Here is a 24,355-nt window from a genome sequence, read left to right as displayed (position 1 = left end):
GTTTTACCCTAAATGTATTGGATAAATTGGCACTATACTAATAACCAAGGTCTTAATTCATAAAATAATGGTATATCATTTGGCCTAAAGTGCTCTTATTTCCTGGATAAGCGCAGGGCCCAATTCAAATTCTGCCCCCAACAATTCCTTCTTCAATTCTTTCAGCTGCTCATTCTTCCCATTAGCTTGGTATATCAAGGCGCAATGATAGGCTGCCATAGGCTCATATGTTTTACCCACCACATATTCCTCTATGGTTTGTAGGGCCTTTTCTGGTTTTCCATTCTTCAATTCAGCAAGCGCAAGAAGATGATATGCCTCTGGTGTAGGTCTATTGCCCACTTCTTCCATAGCTAGTTTTAAAGCTCTTTCGGGTTGGGAATCCACTAGCAGTTCTATGGAATATGCATTATACATACTACCATAATTACCGTTCGCAATTGAAGTCAAAAAGTTATTCTTATAAAGCTCTGAGGCGATACCATCATTATCGACGCCGTATAACTCGGATTTAAACAATTGATAATCTGGAATATTATGACCAGGTATAATTGAATCTAAAATCCTATGAGCCTCTTTAGTGTTTCCGTCATGAGCATAGGTAATCCAAGCTAGCCCTTTTTTAACATAGTCGTTATCGGGTTGAAGCTCCAATGTTTTTAAATAGTGGCTATACGCATCCTTAATCCTACCCGCATGGCCGTAGTAATCTCCCAAATTGCTATAGGTCCAAATCTTTAAGGGTTTACTGTTCCTTGATTCTGCTACATTTTTTGCTTCTTCCATAAAGGCGATGGCGTTGTCTAGATCTCCTCTATAATCATTCCATTTAGATAGTCGAATAAGATAGTTATAGTCACTTAGGTTCTTGACCGAATTAAGATATTCGTAGGCCTTCTCATAATCACCGACCTCCATGGCGGCATCAAACAACATGAGCCTTGTTTGGTGCTTGTTCGAAAGTCCTTGCAACGTTTCCTGCAAGAGTTCGTATGCCTCTTTAAAACGATGTTGGGAAATTAAATTGTGTGCCAATCCCCTTGCAAAAGCATCTTTGTCGTTTGCTGAAACATCCATACCCTTACGATACAGTTTTTCGGCAGCGTATAGATAATTCGTCTTGCCGGTAGTTTCAAATAACAGTTCATATGCCCCTGCTAGCGGAGCTAATTCTCCCACCCCACTGCTGTCCGGCCGCATTCTTTTGGACCAAAAATCCCTTTGAGCCAAGGCCTCATAATAGGTTTCATTATGAGTGGTTGATAAATATTTGTTGTAATCTTCTGGATTCGTGGAGAATGTCTCCTTATTATCGTTTTCGCATGAGAACAAGACGACAAGCCCCAATAAAAGGATAGTGTACTTTTTCATCTAACTATGTTTTGCCAGAAAGAACAATCCTGTCCTTTCTTGAAATAAGTGAAAAGAAAAGGGCAAACGTTCGCTGCCCTTTTCCCATGTTGTTTTTTTAGTCTGTAGCCAATACTGCAGTTTCCATGTAAGGGAATGCAAGGGTAAGATCCCTGTCCCCAACACCTACACCATCGCTAGTTAGTTGTGGGGTTCCATTATTACCATCAAAACGTGCTCCTGAAGTTCCCCCGAACATAAGGGTTAAGGAAATATCGATTACATCATCACCCAAATTTCTGCCCGTAAGCACATTGGTGCCATCAAAATAAGTTGTAGGTGCATTTGGTGCCACTTGCAGGGCATCAAATTGTGCCAATACTGTGGTAAAGGTAGGCGCATCCAATCCTAGAATATTTGTTTCATAATCTAAGTCTTCTACTGGAATTCCCAGTGAAATGGCATAGACGTCGTGGTATAATTCTAAAGTAGTTTCGAATGTAGCTTGAAAGCTCTCCCTTTCGGTAACCAATGAGGTATTAAAATTATTCTTCACCTCACTACTACCACTGAATACCGTATTTACTCCAGGGCGGCCCATGATGTCCACTTGTGCATAAGTTCCACTGAAGTCCACATTTCCTATACAGGGTGCACAGGCAGTTCCTCCGCAGTCTACTCCTTCTTCATCCCCATTCTGTAATCCATCATCGCAGGTTATTTGTTCTATCACATTTCCGTTATCGTCGTCGTCCGCACATTGTACAAAAAGGAAGGAGGTACAAAGTGCAAGTATTGCAAATTTTATATTGAATCGTTTCATTACTTTCATTTTATTAGGTTATTGTTTTCTTTTCGCCGACACCCATACGTTATATGCGTTGGGCAATCCATTAATTCCAACTGCGCCACCTACGTGGGCTGGAGCCGTTCCTAGCATACTATTGGGAACCTCCACCACAATGGAAAGCACGTTGAGTTCCTCGAAGAAATCCTCTGCCTGTCCTGGCGGCAAGAAACCTTCTGGAGCAACGTTTCCGGCGATCACGTCATTAAACCTATTGAAATCGAAATAAAAATAATCCCGCCTGGGGCCAGCAAAGAAATTCATGCCGTTATTTGAGGCCGTAATAGTTTCCTCTACCCCTGAGATTTGTACCTGCCCGGCCAACTGATCCGAATAGATATCGCTAGTGGCGCCAGCATCTGCCATGTCTACGGCTGCAGGGCCAAAGAAATACATAGTGTCTGCCCTTTTAATAGCCTGAATCACCAAGTCTTCGATAAAGTCTCCCGTATTGTCAATATTGAATTCAATCAATACATCCTCATCGAAAGTAGCATTCTCGGTAACGCCTCCTGGATTCAGCGGCCCTTGTAAAGTAGCCACGAAAACTGTATTGTCAGGATTGTTTCCTTCAAACGCATAAAGATCGGCTATATCCACAGTAGTGTTCGCTACCGACGGAGAGTCGATGTGATCCGCAGCAATTAAGAAGATAGAAACCCCGGCAAGGGCCAAACCACCTAGGGCTGCAAAAATTTTTGTTTTTTTCATCATTAGAATGTTATAATGGTTAATTTTACTTTCCACTATGTACGTACGAAAGTATGGCTATGGTTTTGGGAATAATGTTAATTTTTTGTTAACGAAAATTTTCTTCCTTATTCAGCAAAAGTAAAAAATGAACCCCTCATCTACAGGTTGGATCCATAAATTTATTAACGAGTTTCCCAAAACCCGTTTAATGGATAACTTTACTTCTCCTTCGGTATTTTATGGGGGCCTAAAAAATGTTGGGTTTATTTATGGGGTATCTGTAACGGCGTTGCTCGAAGAACCTGTGAGTCACCTTAAATTGACCAAGGAAGAGTATTCCAAAATCAATTTGTTTCATGCCCTATTGTTTTCTTACTTTTCGAAACATCCTGAAGACGATTACGAAACGGCGATACACTCCATAATCTCTTTTTACAGAAATATTGAAAGAGGCAAGCAAAAATGGTTGCAGCGCCTAACCTTCTCTCAGAGTCCTTCGGAAAACTTAGAGAAGATACTTTCTGCTCGGCTCCAGGAAAGCAATACCTTGCTAAAAACAGATGCCGCGACCCTTCTAACGTATGCATTGTTGTATGTTGATGTCCTAGGATATTCCCATTACCTTGAGGAACCCAAAGGGCTAAAAGTTTATCTGGAAGCCATAGAGTATACCATTTTGGAATATAGCCTATTAGCATTACAGGCCAAAGACAAAAAAAACAAATACGATCTTTTGGTTATAGAGATGGTTACTTCTTCTTCACAGTTTTTGGATGGATTGCCATCTGAGGCACCCACGACATCCAAATCGCTTCAGGAGTTGGAGAAATTGTTTCTATTGGATATATGCTGCCTAGCCGTTTGGGACGACCGAAAAATGGACTCCAGTGAATTGGCCTTTCTAAGGAAGTTGAATACAAATTTGGGGCATACTGGGAACCAATTAGATGATTGTTTAAAATCGCTATGGAGCTTCTCCGAACAAAATGCCGAGAAAATTAAGTTGTTTGAGTACACTCATCCTGTAAAACAGCTTTATAAACAGTCTACCGAAACCGTTAAACGCCTAATTTTAAGAAACAAAAACCGGTTGTTAAGGGAGCTGAACGAAAGTGGCGAGCTATTGGTTTTGCTTACCCAGTCTACACAAAGGGATCTTACCAAAGAAGAGAAAAAGAAAATGAAGGAACAATTATTGGATATATTTAAGAGCATCCCTTCCTTGGCAATATTCATGCTTCCTGGTGGCGCGATTTTACTTCCCTTGTTTGTTAAACTCATTCCTAAGCTACTACCTTCGGCATTTCACGAAAACCGGGTTAAAAAGGAATAATCGCATTAACATTTCTTAACTTAAAAATTAGGTACCTTACCCTAAGAAATTATACCATGCGAATCTTTATTACCCTACTCCTATTGCACATGGCATTTGTTAGTAATGCCCAAGAGAACCTCCCTTCTCCCGAAGCCTCGTTTTCTGCTATAATTGTCACCGACATGGAAGTTGCAGCTACATGGTACCAAGAGGTTTTGGGGTTTCAGATCCTAAATGAAACTCGAAATATGGAAAGGGGTTTTCAACAAAAAAACTTAGTACACGGTAGTGTCCATATAGAACTTATTGAAATTAAAGGAACCATAACACCCGAAGCTTTGCTGACAGATCACCCAAAAGGAAGCCGAGTTAGTGGTTTTTTTAAATTTGGGGTGAAGGTTTCTGGCTTCGATGCCTGGTTGGTTCGCTTAGAGACTAAAAAGGCCGACATTCACGGTCGGGTGGTGACCGATCCTGTTTCTGAAAAACGCATGGTGATCGTTAAGGATCCCGATGGAAATAGAATTCAATTATTCGAAAAATAAAAAGGTTTCTTCTTATAAAGATTTACTGAAAGTTGGTACCTTGCAGGTACGCTCCCCTAGATTGTTTGTACCTTAAAAACCTACGAAATTGAATAACATTCCTGCTTATAAAACGGAGCCTCTCAATACCCGGAACAAAAAAGTACAGTACTTGTTCGAGAGCAATGGCGATCGTTCCATAATTAAAGTAATAGAATACACTCCTGTGGCCCGCCGTGATGGTAGGACCATTTATAATTTGGGCTTTGGTGATTATGATGAGGATGCCGGTACATTTCTTGATGATGTTAATAGCAATAATGGAGATATGTGGAAGGTATTTAGCACGGTACTGAATACGGTACCCAAGTTCTTTCAGGAAAACAAGAATGCAGCAATTTGGATACAGGGAAGTGACAGTGCCGAAGACTTTAAAGCCTTATGCGAACCCAATTGCACCAAGAATTGTGATGTGAGCTGCCGTAACTTTAACCGAAGAATTAGGACATATAGATACTATGTAAACAAGCATTTCGTTGAATTGAGTAAGGAATACGTGTTCTTTGGGCTAAGCAACGGTGATTTTCCGGATTTTGTACAATATGTACCTGGAAATGAATATATTGGTATTTTGATATTTCAGAAAAAATAACCTAATTTTGTAGTATGAAACGTAAAAAACAGTTATTGAAGGCCAAAAAGGTGATCTCCATGTCGAATGCGACAAAGGAGCGCATCTCCGCTGTGGCCAAAGACATCAAGGGAAAAGAGCTGTTTCCAGAAAAGGTAGACCTAGCAAAAAAGTCTTTGCGTCACCTTAAGTCCCTTCCTATTTAGAACTATTTATTATAACACTATAAAAAAAACGCAGGTCTTATGGCTTGCGTTTTTTATTTAAAATAATATTATTTTTTACAGTGCATTCCAGTTTATCCAAATTCCTAAATATACTTACGATACCAATATGTGGAGTCATTTCTTTGGTAGGATTATCCGAATTTTATATTGTGGCAATAAAGCAAAAAAAATCGTCATATCCCTTTGGAGGAGAAGGCCCAGCTCCCTATTACTACAAATCTCCAGAATTGTACAGTTCTATTATGCTAACCTACGGAATATTGTTTGTGCTGCTCATGCTACTTGGAATATGGAATATTCGGAAGAAGAAAATTAACGGGTTATTAATGCTAACCCTTGCCTGTACATTAATTATTATTCAACTCATTCATGGCCTCCAATGGCCATAATCAAATTCATTACTCCAACCACAACTTAAAATCCTTTACCCGCTCCCTAGCCACAATGACTTCCTGTTCTTTATACGAATTCAGCTTTAGTTGCAACCTGCTATTGGTATAACTAATAATATCCCTTATAGCATTGATGTTTACATAAAACTTGCGGTTTATTCGGAAGAAAACCTCCGGTGATATCTCCCCTTCCAGGTTTTCCAAGGTGGTATCCAAAAGATAGTCCCTACCCTCTATGGTATGGGCATAGGTTCCTTTGTTTTCGGAATAAAAACACTCAATTTCATCTACGGGGATCATCTTAATATGCTGTCCGATCTTGGTGGTAAATCGTTTTTTGTAATCACGTTCCACAGGATTGGTGAGCAGCTTCTTAATATCATCAAAATTTAGCTGTACGTTCTGCTGTTGCGGTGCTCGGGCCTTGTACTTCTTCACGGCTGCCTCTAATTCTTCCTCATCTATAGGCTTCAACAAATAGTCTATACTATTCAATTTAAACGCCTGAAGGGCATATTCATCGAAAGCAGTAGTAAAAATAATGGCGCTACTCACTTCCACCTCATCAAAAATTTCAAAAGACAAGCCGTCACTTAATTGAATATCCAAAAAGATAAGATCTGGATGTGGGTTGTTCGCAAACCATTCTACCGACTCCCCGACACTGTGCAACATAGTATCTACATTTACATTTTGGCGATCTAACATTCGCTGCAATCTACGTGCAGAGGGCTTTTCGTCTTCTATAATAATTACATTCATGGGTATACTGTTAATTGCTCAATACGTGTGTTAGTCCCAACGGGAGGTTTTTTTATACTCTTCTTCCTCTTGTTCCATGTATTCCTTCATTTTCCGTTCTTCCCATTGTTTGAAAAAAGTAAATTTATGCTGGAACACATAGAGACCATGTGCAACTAAACCAATTCCCCAGAAAAAAGGTGTCGAGAATATGGCAAAACCAGGAAACTCAATGCCCATCCAACCTTTGGTAAATAATCCAATATTCACCAAAATTAGACCTATATTAATAACTACATACACAACTAAGTGTGTATAGAATCCCTTAATCTCTTCCATGCGCTTCTTGGCGCGTTCGTATTTATCTTTGTCGAAATATTCCATATCCTTAGGTATTATTTCCAATTTTGTGTTTCTTCTTCCTCTTCTTCAATATATTCCTTGATCTTTCGTTCTTCCCAATTTTTTAGGAATTTGAATTTATGCCGGTATGCCCAAATGCCATGAATTGCCAATCCAATTCCCCATAACAAAGGCATAAGGATCGTATTCCAATTCAACCAGTCATTAAATCCTGGGTCATCATGCACAAATCCTATTCGGGGAAAGACAAAGAACCGAACTACGTTAATGGCAATATTGATGAGGACAAAAATCCAAATATGGTTGTAAAAGCCTTTTATCTCCTTTACCCGTTTTCTGGCGCGATCGTATTTCTGGTAAGAATTAGGTTCCATGGTTTCCTGTATTAACTCCATCGGTTTGTATTTTCCTGTTCCTCTTCTTTTTCCATGAATTCCTTGATCTTCCTGTCTTCCCAATCTTTATTCATAAAAGGGGTCCATCTAAATGCCTTCGCAGCCTGAAACACCAAACCTATTCCCCAGCCCAAGGCGGCCCAGAGAAACCACATATATCTCCAATTATTGGTATAATAGTTTAGATAGGCCAAAAAGCCAATAAAGACCACGTAGAACATTAGACTGGTGTAGAACTTCTTGATCTCTGCCACCTGTTCTTTTGCACGAATGTATTTGTTCTCCCTATTATCAGATTCCATGACGAATTTGTTTTTAATTAAATCTACCATTTCAAAGAAGATTCTTCTTTGTCCATAATTTCCTTGATCTTTCTCTGCTCCCAGTTTTTACCTAGAAACGGATTAATACTGTACGTATCGATCGCATGCCCTAAAATTCCAAGTCCCCAACCTACTATGGGAAACAATGCCCAAGGAAATGAAGTAGTCCTAAAGTTTATCCAAATAAAGATAAACACAAAAATGAGGTAAATGGCAAGATGCATATAAAAGCCTTTTATTTTTTCCACCTGCTTCTTGGCCCGGAGGTATCGCTCTTGTTGACTGTTCTCTAAAAGTTTCATAATAAATAGTGTTTTAATAATACACTATAAAAGTAGTCTAGAATGGCATTTCGTAACAATGAAAAGGACTCAACTGTAGCTTATTTAGGATGAATTGTAAGCTGTGCTTACCGATCCTTATTCATGAGTTCCTTTATCTTCCGTTCTTCCCAATTCTTACCAAGAAGCGGATTGTATCCAAAGACCTCCATGGCATGTCCTCCCACTCCCGCACCCCAACCAATTATAGGGAACAAGGCCCAGGGAAAGGAAGTGCTAATGAAGTTCAAATAAATAAAAACGGGCACCATGATTAGATAAATAGCAAAGTGGATATAGAAGCCTTTAAGCTCCTCTACTTTCTTCTTGGCCCTATCATATCTTTTTGCGGAAATGAAGGTTTCCTGTGATTCTTTAACCCTTGAAACGCTGCGGGTCAATAAAGGTATTGAAACCGAAAATTCCTTGGTGTTCTGTGTAATCTCTACGGGACGATCTGTAATAAGAAAATAACGTTGACGAATATTCTGAAGGCCTACACCACTACTCTCCTTTACTACTTTCTTTGGCTGAATGTTATTGCGTACCACCAAATTTCCATTTTCTTCCACAATCGAAATATGAAGCTTTTTGGAAGAGGTAACTTGATTGTGCTTAACTGCATTTTCCAGTAACAACTGAAGCGAAAGTGGTACCACCTTCGCTTCTGGGTTACTTATTTTTTCAGGCAAGGTAAAGACAATACTGTCTTCAAAACGCATCTTGATGAGCGACATATAGATCTTGGCGAACTTCAACTCCTCGTCTACCGTAACCAATTCTTTGTTCTTTTGCTCGAGAACATATCGATACACCTTAGATAGTGAGGTCGTAAATCTAGTGGCTGCTTCGGGGTTTTCTTCAATAAGACTGGTCAATACATTAAGGCTATTGAACAAAAAATGGGGGTCCAATTGGTTCTTTAACGCATCGAATTGGGCAGAGGCCGTCTTAGCAATGATTTTCTGTTCCTTTACCTTATGTTCCTGTTTGTAGCGGTAATAGGAGACCGAATAAAAAATAATCGTAATGATCATGGAAATAACAAAGGACGAGTAATAATCGTTGAACCCTTGTTGTGCAATGAAGTCTGGAAAGGACTGCCCCTCTATTACGATTTCTATTAGAACCCTAAGAAATACGAGGGCAAGGATAGTTACCAATGCAACTCCAATGAACCCTTTCCAGAATATTTTCAGCGTAAATATTCTAGTTCCAAAGCGTTTCCACATAAACCGAAAGAAATAGACATTGGCCAGATAGAGTACTATAGAATACATCTGACTGTAGACAAAGTAAGTCAACAACCTTTCCTTATCTGTCACCACATTGCCATTCAAATATTGGATAAGTCCTATCACCAAAAAGACGAGGACACCTACCGAAAAAGCTCTGCCTAATTCTTTCAGGAATCTCATTTACTCTTTTTTACAATTTTGTTCTAACGATTGCTTGGCATAATCACCACCACCCCTTGGATGGAAATCACCCTTGGGCTCATAAGTTTCGAAGAGGGCTACGGCAGCTGTTAAATCATCACAAAACTCGCTCGTATCCTGGCCAAAGAATCGAGCCGTACCCAGGTCCCATTCTACTTTTCCAAAGGCAACCCTTGGATTTCCCGGTTCTATCTTATACGCTTCTTCGTACAATTGAGCTATTTTCGGGCTATAGGTCATACCATAACGCTGCCCATCGAATACTACCCAGGCAGTATACAATTGTGCCTGTGCCACTAAGATTTCGGCATTATCCTTAGAAATAGCTTTGGCGTCATTCAGGAAGTCCTGGGCCTTTTTCAATTGTGCCGTAAGTTTTTCCTCATCCTTTTCGTTGAAACTATACAGGATATTTATTTGAGCTACATAAAATGGAGGTAGCCAATTGTCGGCTTCAGCCTGTGCGATTCGTTCGAACATATTGGCTGCTTCCCATTGGTTGCCGTTCTTCCATAGGTCGAAGGCCTTCATCATCCCTTTTTCATATTTTCCCTGCCCAAAGGCATTTATTGATAAAAGGGCAATTGCGATTAGAAGTATTTTTTTCATCATGACAATTTAAGTTATTTAGTGTTTATATAGTAATTAAGATAAAAATAGTTGTGCCGCTACTCCAAGAAGAATTAATGCAATACTTCCGACGAACAATGGCTTAATGGATTTGTGTCTTCCCAATAATCGTAAAATAATTCCCAGCATGGTTTCAGGTATTGATTGGTTTATAGTCTAATATCAAGCTTACGCGTCTCTGCGTCACTAACCTCAAAATGAGCGTCTTGCCACTTTGGCGGGCCAAAGAACCCCCTCGCACCATTAGAGCAACCATAGGGCTCTGAAGGAATCATACCCATAAGCATGTTCAATTCACCGTTATCATCTTTATCATGATAGCATGAAATCGCATATTCCCCATCTGGAACATCTGTAAAAACCACAATGGCTTCTTTGTTTTCGATTTTGGAGGACACTGATTTATAGGTGGCATCCAACCACTTTCCCTGGTCGTTATAAAGTCCGACCCGAACCGTTCCCTTATCATTTTTGAATTCGGTTATGGTAACTTCTATGGTGTTTTGCGCCTGTGCCACCAACCCGGCGATCAATAAGGCTAGAAAAGTTAGAACTGTTTGCATTTTGATAGATGTTTGCGTTAATGATTCAAAAGTCAGCTTAAAGGGGCAGTATCTGAAAACAATCCTACCCAACTGTAGAAAATTGATACCGAACTGTCATTTTAGAGATTATCTAACTGATTATCGGTTCCATCTTCGCTAATGGTCATAAAGAATCCAACGAAGAAGAACTGATCTGCCGCAGGTAATAAAGCCCTGCGGTTAAAGTTCCCACTGGCATCTGGTGCATTGGCATACTGATATCCATTAACGTTATTGAATCCAAATACGTTATTTACCGAGACATACAGTATCTGTTGTTGTGAAATAAGGTAGGCCCAATTTAAACTGGTACTATTAAAATTTCGGGTTTGTTCTTGTAGAAATCCAGGTACATTAGGGTTTGTGTAATTACGGCCACTACCGAATTGATGACTGAACCCAACCTGACTTTTCCAATCGGTAATAAACCATTTGGCTACTACCGAAAGGTTGTGTGCATTGGCAAACGGAGGCCTGGCGCGTTCCGGATAGTTGGCAAATTTTCGCTCACTGTCCAGGTAGGAATAACTAATCCAATAATCTACATTCTTAATAGAGTTGTTGTCCCTCCAAAATATATCTATCCCTTGTGCGAAACCATCTCCTTCATTCCCAAAATTACTATCGAACATAGGATCCTGTGTATCATAGGTAATTAAACTCTTGTACTCTTTCCTGTAGGCCTCGGCCCTAAATATACGGTTGTTGGCAGAGTACTGATAGTTAAGGATATAATGCTGCGTCTTTTGCGCCTCTAAATCCTGATTAAATTTCAATATATCATTTAATGGCTGTTGATAAAAATCACCATACGCCAAGGACACCTGACTCGACTTTCCTGTTTTGTAAGCGATGGAAGCCCTTGGAGATACCGTAAAATCTTCAAATAGATGACTGTACTCTCCCCTTACGCCTAACTTCATTGCAAATTTCCTAGAAAAAATGATATCCCCCTCGGTAAATACTCCTGTAATATTGTTGTTAAATCCGTACCGTGCCTGAGCGAATGGATTATCGAAGTCTTCAGTAAAATCGGTGAAGAACTGTTCGGCTCCCATATTTAATTTAAATCGGTTGCTGAAGCGTTTCCGCAACTTCAATTTAAAGTGAGCAGAGTTTTCAGTGTTCTCAATGGTATTATCTATAATGCCTACATCGTTTCTACTATGTGTAAAACTACCTCCTCCTTGGATTTTCCAGTCGGCTCCCAATTCGCCATTATAGCTGGCATTGGTATAAAAATTCTTGTTGTTAAGGGTGAAATCCACACCTTCGGGCACATTGATATCTTCTTGGTTCAATTCGAAATTCGAACTATCAAAAGCAGCATACAGCTTAAACAATCCCTTATCGAACTTCCTCCGGAACACCGTTTCGCCAGAAAATGCCTCGAATGGTTTCTCCCAATTATTTCTATCTGGAAAGGCCGCTATATATGGAGCTAGGTTAATATAGGCACCGTTAAAGCTCAAGGAACTTTTTTCCCATTTCTGGGTATTCCCCAATCCTGCCCCTACACTCATGGCCGCTATATCGGTTTTCTCTTGATCTGGCTCGTCAATGGTATTCAATAGCAAGACAGAGGACAAGGCCTGTCCATATTCTGCCGAATAACCTCCAGTTGAAAATGTGATGCCATCGAATAAAAATGGACTATATCTACCACGTGTAGGTATATTATTTGTTGTGGGAGTATAGGGCGTAAACACTCGGATCCCATCAATAAATATTTGGGTTTCCCCTGCATCACCTCCACGAACAAACAACCGACCATCTTCCGCAACCGTAGTGGTTCCAGGCAATGTTTGCAATGCACCCACAAAGTCACCCAAAGCACTTGCGGTGGTGACTACATCTAAAGGCTTTAACACCGAGACTTTGCTATTATCGCCTGCTTCAAAAGTTCCTGCAGAAATGACCACAGTATCCAAAGAATTTACGTCTTCTTTCAATGTTACCGATACATTTTGTAGCTGACTTACATCGGCAGCCATCATGAAGGTTTCGTAAGTAACATAGGAGACGACTAGGGTTTGCACCCCTGTTTCTTCAGTAGAAAATAAAAAGTTTCCGCTAGCATCTGTAGAGGCTCCATCGTACGTACCATCAAGGTATACGTTTGCCCCAAGAACTGGGGTTCCATCTTTTTGAAGGACTGTTCCCGATATCTCAGATTGACCGGTTACTGTGAGGGTAATCATGCCAACCAATAGCATTAAAATTAAATGGAACGTTTCCTTTTTTAGGGGTTTCATTTTTGGTGGTATTTGTTTCATGGGTCAAAAATGCAATAGAAACGTTACATGAGTCCAATGAATCCTACTGAATTGTAAATTTCTATGACCGAACTGTAAAAAAACAAATTATAGTATCTTCCCTACAGAAAATAACAGCACCATGGAATACGCTAAAAGTATCGACGAATACATTTCGAAACACCCAAATTGGACCGAAGAAATTAATGAGCTTAGAGAGCTGATGGCCCAAACTGAAATGAAAGAGGAACTCAAATGGGGGGCGCCTATTTATACCGTAAATGGAAAAAACATCGTAGGTATTGGCGCTTTTAAGAACCATTTGGGTATCTGGTTTCACCAAGGGGTATTTTTAAAAGACCTTAAAAAGAAACTGGTAAACGCTCAGGAAGGTAAAACCAAGGCATTGCGACAGTGGAGACTTGATAAAGGGGATAGGATTGAAACCGATATCCTATTGGAGTATGTACAAGAAGCCATCGAGAATTGTTTGGCCGGTAAAGAGGTGAAACCCGAACGTAAAAAAGAGGTGTCGATACCACCGGAATTAAAGGATGCTTTAGAGAAAAACAAAGACTTAAAAACAGCCTTCGAAAAGTTTACCCCAGGAAAACAAAGGGAATATGCAGAATATATAGGAGCCGCTAAACGGGAGGCTACTAAATTAAGCCGACTGGAAAAAATAACCCCTATGATATTGGAGGGAATTGGATTAAATGACAAATACCGTAATTGCTAAACCCCTATGGGAATAATAAGCAACAGAAGAGTTCTTTTCTACGCCAAACGTGCATTCTGGATACTGATTGCATGGGTTATAATCGCCAACCTCATCTTTTTTTACGATGTGATCACATTATCAGTTGCAGGAGCATTGGATAGTAATTTCGATTTTAAATCTGCTTTTTCTGCCAATATGGTAGTGGCTGTCAGTGCAGGGTTTATAGGAGGTCTTCTTACCGTAAACCTAATGGAGTACTGGTTGCGAAAATACGCCTTTTGGAAAGCATTGTTGCTAATCGTCATCATATACACCATAACTTCCATACTAATTAGTCTCATAGGTGCTGCGTATATGGCCAGCATCAATTTCGATCTGCCTATTTGGGATGGCGAAGTACTGGAGGAAGCTGGTTTTATCTTCGATACCTGGCGTTTCCAAAAGTACTACATCATTTGGCTGGTTATCGTGTTGTTCACATTAATTGTACTCATGATTAATGATAAATATGGGCCAGGAGTCTTTCCAGATTACTTGAAAGGAAAGTATTTTCATCCCAAAAGGGAACGACGCATTTTTATGTTCGCCGATATAAAAAATGCCACGGGAATTGCAGAATCCTTGGGAGAAGAGAAGTATTTTCATCTGCTAAAGGATTTCTTTAAGGACATTGGTCCTGCCGTAGTCCAAACAAGAGGTGAAATCTATCAATATGTGGGTGACGAAGTCGTCATTACATGGAAAATGAAGCAAGGATTACAAAATGCAAACGCCTTGAACTGTTTTTACATGATGCAATCGCAAATTGCAAAAAAGGCCAGTAAGTATAGGGAGAGATACCAAGTGGTTCCAGAATTTAAAGTGGGATACCATTTTGGGTCGGTTATGGTGGGTGAATTAGGGCAGATTAAACGGGATATTGCTTTTTCCGGGGATGTCCTAAATACCGCTGCCCGCATACAGGCAAAATGCAACGAGTTGGGAGTTGCTATTCTATCCTCTGAAGATTTTTCAAATGTGCTACCCAAGCTCCCCGAAGGGATCGTTCGCGAACCCCTAGGTAATCAAATCCTAAAGGGCAAAGCCTCGGAAGTCGCACTAGTTACCTTTCGGAACGAAAATTGATGTCCTATTTTTATCATAACTAAACACTTCAACATGAAAACAGATCTTTACACCAAGACCTTATTGACTATTATTGCCGCTTGCCTAACTTTTAATGTGGCAAAAGACTTAGAAATTATTCCCAAGGCCTATGCTTCAGAAAATAATACAAAAGCAAATGATTTGGCTCCTGTAACTGAAACCATCGATGTAAGGATTGTAGACATTAACACTTACGACGAACTAAACGTCAACTTGAAAAGCGTAGATACTTACGACGAGGTAAAAGTGAATCTAAAGAGCATTGACACCAGTGACGAATTGGATGTAAACATCGACGAGATTGGAGGAAGTTGGGTTTCTAATGGAAGTCCCATCCCGGTTACGATTAGGCAATAAAAAAGTCCATTACTTTTTACTTTTGAACGGTCTTATGATAAGACGGGCTGCCCTATCGTAATTAATGTAATTATACGTCCAATTGAAAAAGGTTACCACGCGATTTCGGAATCCCACCAAGAACCAAAGGTGTACGAACATCCATAAAAACCAAGCGAAAGCACCGCCGAAAGACTGTTTACCTATATCGCATACGGCCTTGTTGCGCCCTATAGTGGCCATAGTTCCTTTATCGAAATAGACAAAGGGTTTCATTTTTTTCTCCTTCCACTGGGCCTTAAGGTTTTTGGCAAGCTGTTTCCCCTGTTGTATGGCAGGCTGCGCTACTTGAGGATGACCATGAGGATAGGCTTCTGTTTCCATATATGCAATATCGCCCAATGCAAATAAGTAGTCATAACCATCCACTTGATTAAAACGATTTACTTTATACCTATTGGCGCGTTGCAACAGCGAATCACCATCGACTCCATCTACAGGAGACCCCGTTACTCCAGCTGCCCATATAAACGTTTTGGTATCAAAGGATTTTCCGTCTTGTGTAAGTACGGTCTTGCCATCATAGTCCTTTACAAATGTATTTAGGTGTACTTGAACGCCTAGCTTCTCCAATGATCGCTGAGCGTTTCTAGATGCTTTAGAACTCATGGGAGATAGTACCCTGTCCGATCCTTCTACTAAGTGCACTTCCATATCTTCCTTATTCAACCATGGATAGTCGTTCTGAAGAATTCCCTTTCTAAATTCGGCGATGGCTCCGGCCAATTCAACCCCTGTGGGACCTGCTCCCGCAATAACGAAGTTCAACAGACTTTTCTTCTCTGAGTCCTTTTCGGAAATATCCGCTTTTTCAATATTCTGAAGGATCAAACTGCGTATGTCCAATGCCTGTGGAACACTCTTCATGGGCATACTATGGGCTTCAATACTTTTATTTCCGAAAAAATTGGTACGTGTCCCAGTGGCCATAACCAAATAATCAAAGGACAAGTTCCCAATGGAGGTCTGCACTTCTTTCTTTTTTAGGTCAACATACTCAACTTCTGTCATCCTAAAGTGGAAATTGGTATGTTTCCTAAAAATCTTCCTTAGTGGGTATGCAATAGAATCGGGCTCCAAACCTGCCGTAGACACTTGATATAAAAGCGGTTGAAACGTATGATAGTTATGCCTATCGAATAAAACTATCTGGGTTTTGGTATTTCGTAGATTCTTAATTAACGAAATACCAGCAAATCCTCCCCCAATTACGACAATTCGGGGTAAGGAGATATCGGGAATATTCATACAGGACTGTTGTGTTACAAAATTACAACCCAATGGTTAAAAAAGATATTTTTAATGCTATTTTTATTTTAATTTGTAACAATTAACAGCTTCCATCCACTAATTAGACAGCTAACAAAAAAACATTGACCAAAGAACTAGAACATAGTTTTGTGAGCCAGTTAGAGCAAAACCAAAACATTGTGCACAAGATATGTCGTTTGTATACACACGATAGTGAATCGCACAATGATTTGTTTCAGGAAATAACCATTCAGCTCTGGCGTGCTTTTCCAAAATTCAGGGGGGACTCTAAGTTTAGTACTTGGATGTACCGGGTGGCCCTAAACACTGCCATCACCCTCTATAGGAAGAATAAGAGAAAAGTACAGACCCAGGATTTTGAAGGTATCAGTTTTAAAATAACTTCAGAAGAGTACGACAGTACGGTCGAGGATCAGTTGAAGTTAATGTATGATGCAGTTAAAACGCTGAATGATATTGATAAAGCCCTAGTGTTCCTCTATCTGGAAAACAAAAATTACAGGGAAATAGCGTCTACTTTAGGGATTACCGAAGTAAATGCACGAGTGAAAATGAACAGAATTAAAGAAAAGTTAAGAACCATATTGAACCCTTAATACCATGGATCAATTAGAAACACTAAAAAAAGAATGGCAATCTAGGGAGCAGGTGTTTCCCAAGTTTACAGCCGAGCAGATATATCCTATGCTGTTGAAGAAGTCTTCTTCTATCGTAAAATGGATTGTGATTATAAGTCTCTGCGAAATTGCCTTTTGGACCATACTCGCTTTTTTTATTCCCGATTCCATTAATGAATTTAATAACGAAATGGGATTGAAAACTATTTATACGGCGCTCAATATTTTGAACTACACCGTAGTAGCCGTCTTTATTTATCTATTTTATAAAAATTATCAAAAAATACACGTAACAGGAACTGTCAAGGAATTAATGGGCAATATTCTTCGAACACGTAAAACGGTACGCTATTTCGTGTATTATAATATTGGGATGGCTACTTTGCTTATGATAGGGATAAATGTATTCTACTATTTCAATAAAGAGAGGCTCTACGATATTTTAAAGCAAGACGATCTCTATGCCGCCATACCCCCAGAAACGTTCTTTTCTTCCTTCTTTATCGGTCAGTTTGTGGCTGGCGTCCTAATTATTGGACTGCTAATTTTATTCTACTGGTTGCTTTATGGGCTGTTACTTCGAAGACTGAAAAGGAATTATAAGGAACTAAAAAAGATCGAAGTTTAGTAGCGCCACTGGCGGGTTTTGTTGAGCTCTTCCTCTTTCTTTAATTCATCTTGGGAAATCACCTTAAGGAACGAAGGGTGTTGCTCTATGGCAAATTCCAATTGCTCCACGATTTTTTCGACCGAATCATTTTCGTAATCGATTTCCAAAGGTTGTTTTATCTCCATGGATTGAAGAATACCGCGTTTTTTTATCCGAATTCCCTTCTTATCGAATGATCGCCTAAAACCATCAATAACAATAGGAACCACCAAAGGTTTGTTCTTTTTAATAATATGGGCAGTACCTCGACGAATGGGTTTCCAAGGTTTAGTTGTTCCCTGTGGAAAAGTGATAACCCAACCATCCTGAAGTGCTTTCGCTATGTTACTAACATCACTCAACTTTACCTGACGGTTTACTTCCTTACCTTCTGCTCTCCAAGTTCTCTCAATACTAACTGATCCTGCATACGCCAATATTTTTGGCAATAGTCCAGATTTCATGGTTTCTTTGGCAGCTACAAAATATACATTGAGTTTGGGTTTCCAGAGATACCCAATATTCTTAATGTTATCTACCCGGCCACTTAAACTCGCATTAAATACATGGAACATGGCAACCACATCGGCAAAATAGGTCTGATGGTTAGAAACGAACAACACATTATTCTCGGGTAAGTTCTTTAGAATCTCGCTACCTTCTATTTGTAATTGGTTGAAGCCCTTAAACCGTCTATGGGTCATCGCACCAAGAATTCGGATGAGCCAAAGCTTGAGGAAAAGTATATGTCCAAAAGGGTTTTTTTTGAATAGCCCCATACGATCTTTTAGTTTTTAATTCTGTCGTCTTTCTTGGATAAAAGATTACAAAATCGGTCGGTAAAGATACTAAAAAAGCTTACTTAGGTCAGTCTTTTCAGTATTTCCCGTACTTCATTGAGCATCATGGCAGTAGCTCCCCAAACGATATGTCCCTGTAAATCAAAAGCAGGCACCTCAATCTTGTGGGCGTAACTTGTGGAAAGCTCTTTGTTCACCTTAATGGCATCATCCATAAATTCTTGCAGCGGCACTTCGATCAGTGCCTCCACCTCCTCTTCCTGTGCCACAAAATTGGGTGTGGAATGGGTTATCCCCAAAAAGGGTTGCACAAAGTAATTACTTGGGGGTATATAAATTTCGGTAAGCTGTTTCAGGATGGTCACATCCTTAACGGGTACCCCAACCTCTTCTTCGGTTTCCCTTAATGCTGTTTCCTCCATAGATGAGTCTTCCTTTTCTACCTTACCCCCTGGAAAACCAACCTGGGCAGAGTGCACCCCTTTGTAGGTTTTTCGCAAAATCAGAATAAGATACGTTTCCCCTTCCTGGTTTGGATAAAATAAACACAATACAGCTGCCTTCTTTGCTGTTTTCATTTCCCTGGCTTTGCGCTTCAATTCCAACAAACGTTGTATAGGAGCCATTCTAAGGTGGCATTCCTCTCCTGGAAGCTCCATTTTTTTTACTTTTACAACCTGTGTTAGAAATTCTGAAAATTGCATTTATGAAACCTTGGTTTACCTTATTCTGCTTATTGTGTCTGCTTTTTGCAAGTTGTGAAGATAGCAAAAAGCAGTCCCAAGAAAAAACACCTGTTGTAAAAGAAATAGGGGAAGAAAAGGCAAAAGATTCAGTATCAAAGAAGAAGGAAAGTTTGATAACAGATCCATCCTATCCAAAAATCACCAATGAAAATGTAGTGGCCTTTTTTGAAGTATATGGCAAGGAGAATCCCGAAACTAAAGTACGTATATCCACCACCTATGGTGATATAGATATTGAGTTGTACAAGGATACTCCCTTACACAGGGCCAATTTTATTTATTTGATAAAACAGAATTACTTCAAGGATACGTTCTTTCACAGAATTGTTCCCAACTTCATTATACAAGGAGGAAACAGTGATCTGGTATCCACTCCTAGAAAGCGTCATGCTTTGGGCAATAAATATTTACTTCCTGCCGAGTTGGAGAACGGAAGAAAACACCGTCGCGGAACGGTTTCGGGCTCCAAGGAATATCGTGAAAACCCTGATAAGCAAACCGCTCCTTTTGAATTCTTCATCTTTTTGGGGCCTCAATCTTCTACGGGTCACCTCAACGGCAACTATACCATATTTGGACAGGTTACAAAGGGAATGAAGGTGGTAGACACCATTGCCAATTTACCTCACGATGAGGGTGATTGGCCCTTACAAAATGTGTACATCGATGTTAAGATAATCGAATGATCATTTGTCTTCCCGCTTATAAATACTTGGAAGCGAAAGATTAAAAAGTACTACTACGATCCGTATCGCAATCACAATAGATCCTGAGATAAGGACAATTACATCTTGCGGCAAAGACGTTTCCAATAATAGAAAATATACCGACCCCCCAACAATACAGGCAGTTGCATATACTTCCTTCCTAAAAATTATAGGAATTTCATTACAAAGTATATCGCGTATCACCCCTCCAAAACAGGCAGACATGGTTCCCAAGGCTATACAGATCAACGGTGGGAAATTAGCCTCAATACCCTTCTCTACTCCAATGACCGTGTACAAGGCAATACCAATAGTATCGAAAAGAAAAAGGGACCTTCTCACATAATTCAATTTTCTTCGAAAGATAATTGCAACTATGGTAGCCCCCACAATAACATACACGAACGTAAGGTCTCTCATCCACGTAATGGGCATATCGATGAGTATATCCCTTAAGGTACCCCCTCCAAGGGCGGTTACAAAAGCTATAATAAAAATACCGAATAGATCTAGCCGCTTTTTCATGGCGGTTAGTGCACCTGATACTGAAAAGGCGATAGTTCCCAATATATCTATAAGAAGGATAAGGCTCACATTGCTTGGGTATAGTAGTTATAATCTTTCAGGATCACGTCGATGAATTCGATATCACTGCTGTGCTTTCTTTCCTTAATTTCGGTCACCTCCATTATCTTATCTCTCAATTTGATCAAAGTAGGGTAATCTTTGGATGCCCTTGCGTTTATAAATGTCTCTTTGATAATTCTGGCATCGTTATCCGAAAGTTTAATTACCGTAGGATAGGTTGGCTTAAAGCCCGCTTTTAGGTTTTCCAGAATCGTATGGCTAATGTTCACCTTATCCCGTAAGGAAATTACAGAAGTGCCCGTAGCCATATCACCAATTCGCTGGGATTGTTTACTAAATGCTATGAAGAAGAATCCAAGTCCGAAGATGTAAATGTCCACAATTCGAAAAAACCAGCGAACTACGTAATCGGTGAGTGTGGCTTGGTATCCATCAATTTTCACCACCCGTATTTTCATGGCCCTTTTCCCAATGGTTTGTCCTCCAAGCATTAGTTCGAGCGTAAGGGTGTAGAACACAACAGGCAGACTTAAGATGGTGTTGATAGCAATTTGCGACCATTCATCCATATTATCGAAAGCACCAAAGACCATCCCAACCACTATTAAGTAACCCCATTTAATGGCACCATCTATAATAAAAGCCAATAGTCTTTCGCCCGCTCCCGCAGCAGTGTAATTTATTTTCACATTTTGCGTGGTGTTAATTTGTATCTCTGCCATTTTCTTTCTTAATTTAACTCGCTTATGAGGGAGGTTGCATTTATCAAGCAAAATAAAGAAAAATGGCTCAGCTTTGAAAAGGCGATTTTCAATAATGATTTCGAGGATTCGGATCAATTAGCCTCGCAGTATGTGCAGATTGTCAACGACTTATCCTATGCACAGACCTATTACCCTAAGAGTAAGGTCGTCGTCTACCTAAATCAATTAGCGGCAAAAGCCTTCCAAAACATCTATAAAACCAAACGGGAAGACACCAATCGATTTGTTAGTTTTTGGAAAACCGAAGTACCCTTATTGACTTATCAGTACCGAAAATTTATCTATATAGCTTTTATCATCTTCTCACTTTTTACTGCAATTGGAGTGATTTCGGCGGCAAATGATGGCGAATTTGTTCGTTCCATTCTAGGGGATTCCTATGTGGATATGACTTTAGAAAATATTGAGGCCGGTGATCCCGTGGCAGTCTATAAAAGTGGAAGCAACTGGGGAAGTTTTATTGGCATTACCATTAACAACCTCCGGGTTGGGCTCATTGCCTTTATCTTAGGTGTTTTTGGTGGTATTGGAACACTTTGGGTGCTGTTTAAAAACTGCATCATGTTAGGCTCCTTTCAATACTTCTTTTATGATAAAGGAGTGCTTTGGGAGAGCGTACGGGGTATTTGGATTCATGGAGCCATGGAAATATTTGCCATTGTAATTGAAGCCGCTGCAGGTCTCATCTTAGGCGCTAGTATTTTATTTCCCGGCACATTCTCCAGAATGCAATCCTTTAAAAATGGGGTGAAAGTGGGGGTGAAAATCCTTATCAGTACTTTTCCGTTTACATTTTCGGCGGGGTTTCTGGAAGGTTTCATTACTCGATACTCTAACGTTATGCCCAATTGGCTTTCGGTTGGAATTATTCTTGCAACCCTATTTCTTATTAGTTACTACTATCTCATTTATCCTTTCAAAGTGAAGCGTAAAATGGAAGGGGAACTCCTTAATTTGAATACCTTATGAAGCAAGTAAGGTCATTCTATTTATTGATTTTCATAGCTTCTTTAATTGTAGCCTCTCCCTGTATGGGACAAGACTCCGGGGATACTATTATCGAATCCGAAAGGGAATTCGATGAAGACTTTAGGGAACGGTATTCTGACGACCGATTTAATTATGAAGGCAAGGAAGTGGTTACCTATAGACGTGGCGGCAGCGGTCAATATGAGGATTACAAAAATGAGGACAATCCAAAGATTGAGGAACAAAACAACGAAGAGGAACTCGAAGTAGATAACCCCATTCAGTTTCCTATTTTAAAATGGTTGCTCATTGGAGCCTTGGTTATTGCCGTTTTATATCTAATTTTTATTCTTTTGAATGAAGGCGGCCATGGACTCTTTTCAACCAATAGGGATCGAAATATTTCCGGTGAAGAGGAACTTACTGCAGAAAATATCGGTCAAATAGATATTCAGTCCCTCATTCAGAAAGCAGAACAATCCGGTGATTACCGCCTTGCTATTAGATACTATTATATTTTAGTATTGAAAACCTTAAGCACGCGCAATTTTATTAAACTCGAAGACGACAAAACCAATGAAGAGTACTATAGGGAAATAAAGACACAACCCTTTAATAAGGGGTTTTCGTATACATCGTATTTATACAATTACATTTGGTACGGGGAGTTTCCAATTAACAAAACACAATACAATAAGGCCAAAGGCAATTTCGACAACCTAATAAAAAACGTGGCCTGATGAAAAAAACATACATCATAGTAGGTGTTATTGTGGCATTAATCATTGTGCTGGGTTCGACCATGGATATTGGGTTTACGAGAACCGTGGATTGGGAAGAGTCCTTCGACGAACGCAGTAACAAGCCTTATGGTGTGCGGATTTTGTATAAAGAACTGGATCGTTTGTTTGAAGATCGGAAAATAAGAACGCTCTACCATCAGCCCTCAAGTTATTTTTATGCCAATTCGGAATATGGGTATGGCGATCATGTGGCCAAGGGTACATACATGATTATTGGTAACAGTACCTATTTGAGTTTCGAATCGGTAGATGAGCTCCTTGATTTTGCATCTGTGGGGAACACCATATTTATTTCTGATTATTACGTTCCTACAAGCTTGGCGGACACCTTGGGATTGGATGTGGATTATATAATTAATGAGAAAGATAGTATTTCGAACCTTAGTTTTAAGAACCGCTCCCTACAATCGAAGAACACGATTATTGATAGAAATCCTGGGGATTTCTACTTTGCGACCCTAGACAGTGTGAGCCATACCATATTAGGATATACCGACAACGCAAAAAAGCAACCTAATTTTATAAAAGCACCGTTCGAAGAGGGTAACATTTTCATCCATTTACAGCCCAAGATATTCACCAATTACAACCTGCTTAAGGAAGATCGATATACATATACCGAAGGAGTACTTTCTTATCTTCCCGATGAAGATATCTATTTCGACTCTTTTATAAAATACCAAACCCCTTATGGTGGCGAAGTAGAACAGGAATCGGAATTAAGTTGGTTTCTGCAGCAGCGAGCCTTTCGTTGGGCTTGGTATTTTGCCCTATTGTTAACCCTGTTGTTCATGGTATTTAATGCCAAGCGGAGGCAAAGAATCGTGCAGGTTGTAAAACCGTTGCAAAACACAACAGTGGCGTTCGTAAAGACCATTTCTAATCTCTATTTCGAAACCAAGGATCATAAGAACCTCATTGAGAAAAAAATAGCTTATTTTCTCGAACGAATCCGAATCGATTATAACTTGGACACCGAAGCGCTGGATGATGAATTCATTGAAAAACTATCCCTTAAATCTGGGGTGAAAAAAGAACAAGTAAGTCAGGTAATTAATTACATAAGTTGGTTACGTAGAAAGCGTCAGTATTTTGAAAGCAATCTGGTAACACTTAACAAATACATAGAAGAATTTTATTCGATATAA

At 39.7% G+C, this 24,355-nt stretch carries 31 protein-coding genes; 14 read left to right on the top strand and 17 right to left on the bottom strand.

Features of this window, described 5'->3' with window-relative positions; all coding sequences use genetic code 11:
* Window positions 1-84: 84 nt before the first annotated feature.
* The 3 genes from AC6JAD_RS12250 to AC6JAD_RS12240 all read right to left on the bottom strand — a co-directional run bounded on the left by AC6JAD_RS12250 (window position 85) and on the right by AC6JAD_RS12240 (window position 2,911).
* Window positions 85-1,371 carry a tetratricopeptide repeat protein gene (locus AC6JAD_RS12250; protein WP_461303490.1) on the bottom strand — a complete coding sequence of 429 codons (1,287 nt, stop codon included), beginning with the start codon at window positions 1,369-1,371 and terminating at the stop codon, window positions 85-87.
* 97 nt (window positions 1,372-1,468) lie between these two features.
* Entirely contained in the window at window positions 1,469-2,173 is a 705-nt protein-coding gene (locus AC6JAD_RS12245; protein ID WP_461303489.1) for a DUF4331 family protein, read from the bottom strand.
* Window positions 2,174-2,191: 18 nt separating this feature from the next.
* Window positions 2,192-2,911: a DUF4331 family protein gene (locus AC6JAD_RS12240; protein ID WP_497865524.1), complete on the bottom strand. Its 720-nt coding sequence runs from the start codon at window positions 2,909-2,911 to the stop codon at window positions 2,192-2,194.
* 124 nt (window positions 2,912-3,035) lie between these two features.
* On the opposite strand from AC6JAD_RS12240, the gene AC6JAD_RS12235 reads away from it, so the two are divergent.
* The 5 genes from AC6JAD_RS12235 (at window position 3,036) to AC6JAD_RS12215 (ending at window position 5,976) form a co-directional block, all read left to right on the top strand.
* The gene (locus tag AC6JAD_RS12235; protein WP_461303487.1) at window positions 3,036-4,223 is read left to right on the top strand and encodes an LETM1-related biofilm-associated protein; all 1,188 of its coding nucleotides are present in this window, start codon (window positions 3,036-3,038) and stop codon (window positions 4,221-4,223) included.
* 56 nt (window positions 4,224-4,279) lie between these two features.
* Complete coding sequence (locus AC6JAD_RS12230; RefSeq protein WP_461303486.1) at window positions 4,280-4,750, top strand: VOC family protein; 471 nt, start codon at window positions 4,280-4,282, stop codon at window positions 4,748-4,750.
* 88 nt (window positions 4,751-4,838) lie between these two features.
* Complete coding sequence (locus AC6JAD_RS12225; protein ID WP_461303485.1) at window positions 4,839-5,381, top strand: DUF6934 family protein; 543 nt, start codon at window positions 4,839-4,841, stop codon at window positions 5,379-5,381.
* A 14-nt stretch (window positions 5,382-5,395) separates the two neighbouring features.
* Window positions 5,396-5,566, top strand: coding sequence for a hypothetical protein (locus AC6JAD_RS12220; protein WP_461303484.1), 171 nt, complete (start codon window positions 5,396-5,398; stop codon window positions 5,564-5,566).
* A gap of 170 nt (window positions 5,567-5,736) precedes the next feature.
* Entirely contained in the window at window positions 5,737-5,976 is a 240-nt protein-coding gene (locus AC6JAD_RS12215) for a hypothetical protein (RefSeq protein ID WP_461303483.1), read from the top strand.
* A gap of 9 nt (window positions 5,977-5,985) precedes the next feature.
* On the opposite strand, the gene AC6JAD_RS12210 is transcribed toward AC6JAD_RS12215, so the two are convergent.
* The 9 genes from AC6JAD_RS12210 to AC6JAD_RS12170 all read right to left on the bottom strand — a co-directional run bounded on the left by AC6JAD_RS12210 (window position 5,986) and on the right by AC6JAD_RS12170 (window position 13,029).
* Entirely contained in the window at window positions 5,986-6,741 is a 756-nt protein-coding gene (locus AC6JAD_RS12210; RefSeq protein ID WP_461303482.1) for a LytR/AlgR family response regulator transcription factor, read from the bottom strand.
* A gap of 30 nt (window positions 6,742-6,771) precedes the next feature.
* Entirely contained in the window at window positions 6,772-7,104 is a 333-nt protein-coding gene (locus AC6JAD_RS12205) for a 2TM domain-containing protein (protein WP_461303481.1), read from the bottom strand.
* Window positions 7,105-7,115: 11 nt separating this feature from the next.
* Window positions 7,116-7,478, bottom strand: a complete 363-nt coding sequence (locus tag AC6JAD_RS12200) for a 2TM domain-containing protein (protein WP_461303480.1) — start codon at window positions 7,476-7,478, stop codon at window positions 7,116-7,118.
* Window positions 7,469-7,780 carry a 2TM domain-containing protein gene (locus AC6JAD_RS12195; RefSeq protein WP_461303479.1) on the bottom strand — a complete coding sequence of 104 codons (312 nt, stop codon included), beginning with the start codon at window positions 7,778-7,780 and terminating at the stop codon, window positions 7,469-7,471. The genes AC6JAD_RS12200 and AC6JAD_RS12195 overlap by 10 nt, the downstream gene beginning before the upstream one ends.
* A gap of 23 nt (window positions 7,781-7,803) precedes the next feature.
* Window positions 7,804-8,103, bottom strand: a complete 300-nt coding sequence (locus AC6JAD_RS12190) for a 2TM domain-containing protein (protein WP_461303478.1) — start codon at window positions 8,101-8,103, stop codon at window positions 7,804-7,806.
* A 107-nt stretch (window positions 8,104-8,210) separates the two neighbouring features.
* Window positions 8,211-9,539 carry a 2TM domain-containing protein gene (locus AC6JAD_RS12185; protein WP_461303477.1) on the bottom strand — a complete coding sequence of 443 codons (1,329 nt, stop codon included), beginning with the start codon at window positions 9,537-9,539 and terminating at the stop codon, window positions 8,211-8,213.
* Window positions 9,540-10,172, bottom strand: coding sequence for a hypothetical protein (locus tag AC6JAD_RS12180; protein ID WP_461303476.1), 633 nt, complete (start codon window positions 10,170-10,172; stop codon window positions 9,540-9,542).
* Between the two features lie 167 nt (window positions 10,173-10,339).
* Window positions 10,340-10,753, bottom strand: coding sequence for a DUF2141 domain-containing protein (locus AC6JAD_RS12175; RefSeq protein ID WP_461303475.1), 414 nt, complete (start codon window positions 10,751-10,753; stop codon window positions 10,340-10,342).
* A gap of 101 nt (window positions 10,754-10,854) precedes the next feature.
* Window positions 10,855-13,029: a TonB-dependent receptor gene (locus AC6JAD_RS12170; RefSeq protein WP_461303474.1), complete on the bottom strand. Its 2,175-nt coding sequence runs from the start codon at window positions 13,027-13,029 to the stop codon at window positions 10,855-10,857.
* A gap of 142 nt (window positions 13,030-13,171) precedes the next feature.
* Here AC6JAD_RS12170 and AC6JAD_RS12165 point away from each other — a divergent pair, with 142 nt between their 5' ends.
* From AC6JAD_RS12165 to AC6JAD_RS12155, 3 genes are read left to right on the top strand one after another with little or no spacing between them, the layout of a single operon-like run.
* Complete coding sequence (locus tag AC6JAD_RS12165) at window positions 13,172-13,768, top strand: YdeI/OmpD-associated family protein (protein ID WP_461303473.1); 597 nt, start codon at window positions 13,172-13,174, stop codon at window positions 13,766-13,768.
* A gap of 6 nt (window positions 13,769-13,774) precedes the next feature.
* Window positions 13,775-14,875 carry an adenylate/guanylate cyclase domain-containing protein gene (locus AC6JAD_RS12160; RefSeq protein WP_461303472.1) on the top strand — a complete coding sequence of 367 codons (1,101 nt, stop codon included), beginning with the start codon at window positions 13,775-13,777 and terminating at the stop codon, window positions 14,873-14,875.
* A gap of 33 nt (window positions 14,876-14,908) precedes the next feature.
* Window positions 14,909-15,253, top strand: coding sequence for a hypothetical protein (locus tag AC6JAD_RS12155; protein ID WP_461303471.1), 345 nt, complete (start codon window positions 14,909-14,911; stop codon window positions 15,251-15,253).
* 9 nt (window positions 15,254-15,262) lie between these two features.
* Here the strand turns inward: AC6JAD_RS12155 and AC6JAD_RS12150 are convergent, their stop codons facing one another.
* Window positions 15,263-16,540, bottom strand: coding sequence for an NAD(P)/FAD-dependent oxidoreductase (locus AC6JAD_RS12150; protein WP_461303470.1), 1,278 nt, complete (start codon window positions 16,538-16,540; stop codon window positions 15,263-15,265).
* A gap of 125 nt (window positions 16,541-16,665) precedes the next feature.
* On the opposite strand from AC6JAD_RS12150, the gene AC6JAD_RS12145 reads away from it, so the two are divergent.
* Together AC6JAD_RS12145 and AC6JAD_RS12140 are read left to right on the top strand one after the other, a co-directional pair.
* The gene (locus AC6JAD_RS12145; RefSeq protein WP_461303469.1) at window positions 16,666-17,160 is read left to right on the top strand and encodes an RNA polymerase sigma factor; all 495 of its coding nucleotides are present in this window, start codon (window positions 16,666-16,668) and stop codon (window positions 17,158-17,160) included.
* Between the two features lie 4 nt (window positions 17,161-17,164).
* A complete protein-coding gene (locus AC6JAD_RS12140; protein ID WP_461303468.1) occupies window positions 17,165-17,809 on the top strand; it encodes a DUF8845 family protein in 645 nt (214 codons plus the stop codon).
* Here AC6JAD_RS12140 and AC6JAD_RS12135 read toward each other — a convergent pair.
* Window positions 17,806-18,609, bottom strand: a complete 804-nt coding sequence (locus AC6JAD_RS12135; protein ID WP_461303467.1) for a lysophospholipid acyltransferase family protein — start codon at window positions 18,607-18,609, stop codon at window positions 17,806-17,808. The genes AC6JAD_RS12140 and AC6JAD_RS12135 overlap by 4 nt on opposite strands.
* Before the next feature lie 83 nt (window positions 18,610-18,692).
* Entirely contained in the window at window positions 18,693-19,289 is a 597-nt protein-coding gene (locus tag AC6JAD_RS12130; RefSeq protein WP_461303466.1) for an NUDIX hydrolase, read from the bottom strand.
* A 47-nt stretch (window positions 19,290-19,336) separates the two neighbouring features.
* Here AC6JAD_RS12130 and AC6JAD_RS12125 point away from each other — a divergent pair, with 47 nt between their 5' ends.
* A complete protein-coding gene (locus AC6JAD_RS12125; RefSeq protein ID WP_461303465.1) occupies window positions 19,337-20,062 on the top strand; it encodes a peptidylprolyl isomerase in 726 nt (241 codons plus the stop codon).
* Here the strand turns inward: AC6JAD_RS12125 and AC6JAD_RS12120 are convergent, their stop codons facing one another.
* Both AC6JAD_RS12120 and AC6JAD_RS12115 read right to left on the bottom strand, forming a co-directional pair.
* Window positions 20,063-20,677 carry a trimeric intracellular cation channel family protein gene (locus AC6JAD_RS12120; protein WP_461303464.1) on the bottom strand — a complete coding sequence of 205 codons (615 nt, stop codon included), beginning with the start codon at window positions 20,675-20,677 and terminating at the stop codon, window positions 20,063-20,065. It lies immediately after the preceding gene.
* Entirely contained in the window at window positions 20,674-21,393 is a 720-nt protein-coding gene (locus AC6JAD_RS12115; RefSeq protein WP_461303463.1) for an RDD family protein, read from the bottom strand. Before AC6JAD_RS12115 ends, AC6JAD_RS12120 begins: the two co-directional genes overlap by 4 nt.
* A 24-nt stretch (window positions 21,394-21,417) precedes the next feature.
* On the opposite strand from AC6JAD_RS12115, the gene AC6JAD_RS12110 reads away from it, so the two are divergent.
* The 3 genes from AC6JAD_RS12110 to AC6JAD_RS12100 are packed head-to-tail and all read left to right on the top strand — an operon-like array spanning window position 21,418 to window position 24,355.
* Complete coding sequence (locus tag AC6JAD_RS12110; RefSeq protein WP_461303462.1) at window positions 21,418-22,404, top strand: stage II sporulation protein M; 987 nt, start codon at window positions 21,418-21,420, stop codon at window positions 22,402-22,404.
* Entirely contained in the window at window positions 22,401-23,144 is a 744-nt protein-coding gene (locus tag AC6JAD_RS12105) for a hypothetical protein (RefSeq protein ID WP_461303461.1), read from the top strand. The genes AC6JAD_RS12110 and AC6JAD_RS12105 overlap by 4 nt, the downstream gene beginning before the upstream one ends.
* Window positions 23,144-24,355 carry a DUF4350 domain-containing protein gene (locus AC6JAD_RS12100; RefSeq protein ID WP_461303460.1) on the top strand — a complete coding sequence of 404 codons (1,212 nt, stop codon included), beginning with the start codon at window positions 23,144-23,146 and terminating at the stop codon, window positions 24,353-24,355. The genes AC6JAD_RS12105 and AC6JAD_RS12100 overlap by 1 nt, the downstream gene beginning before the upstream one ends.

It is taken from the genome of Aureisphaera sp., from assembly GCF_059726885.1.
The sequence above is the reverse complement of the archived record's forward strand: the minus strand, read 5'-3'. Positions and strand labels throughout refer to the sequence as shown.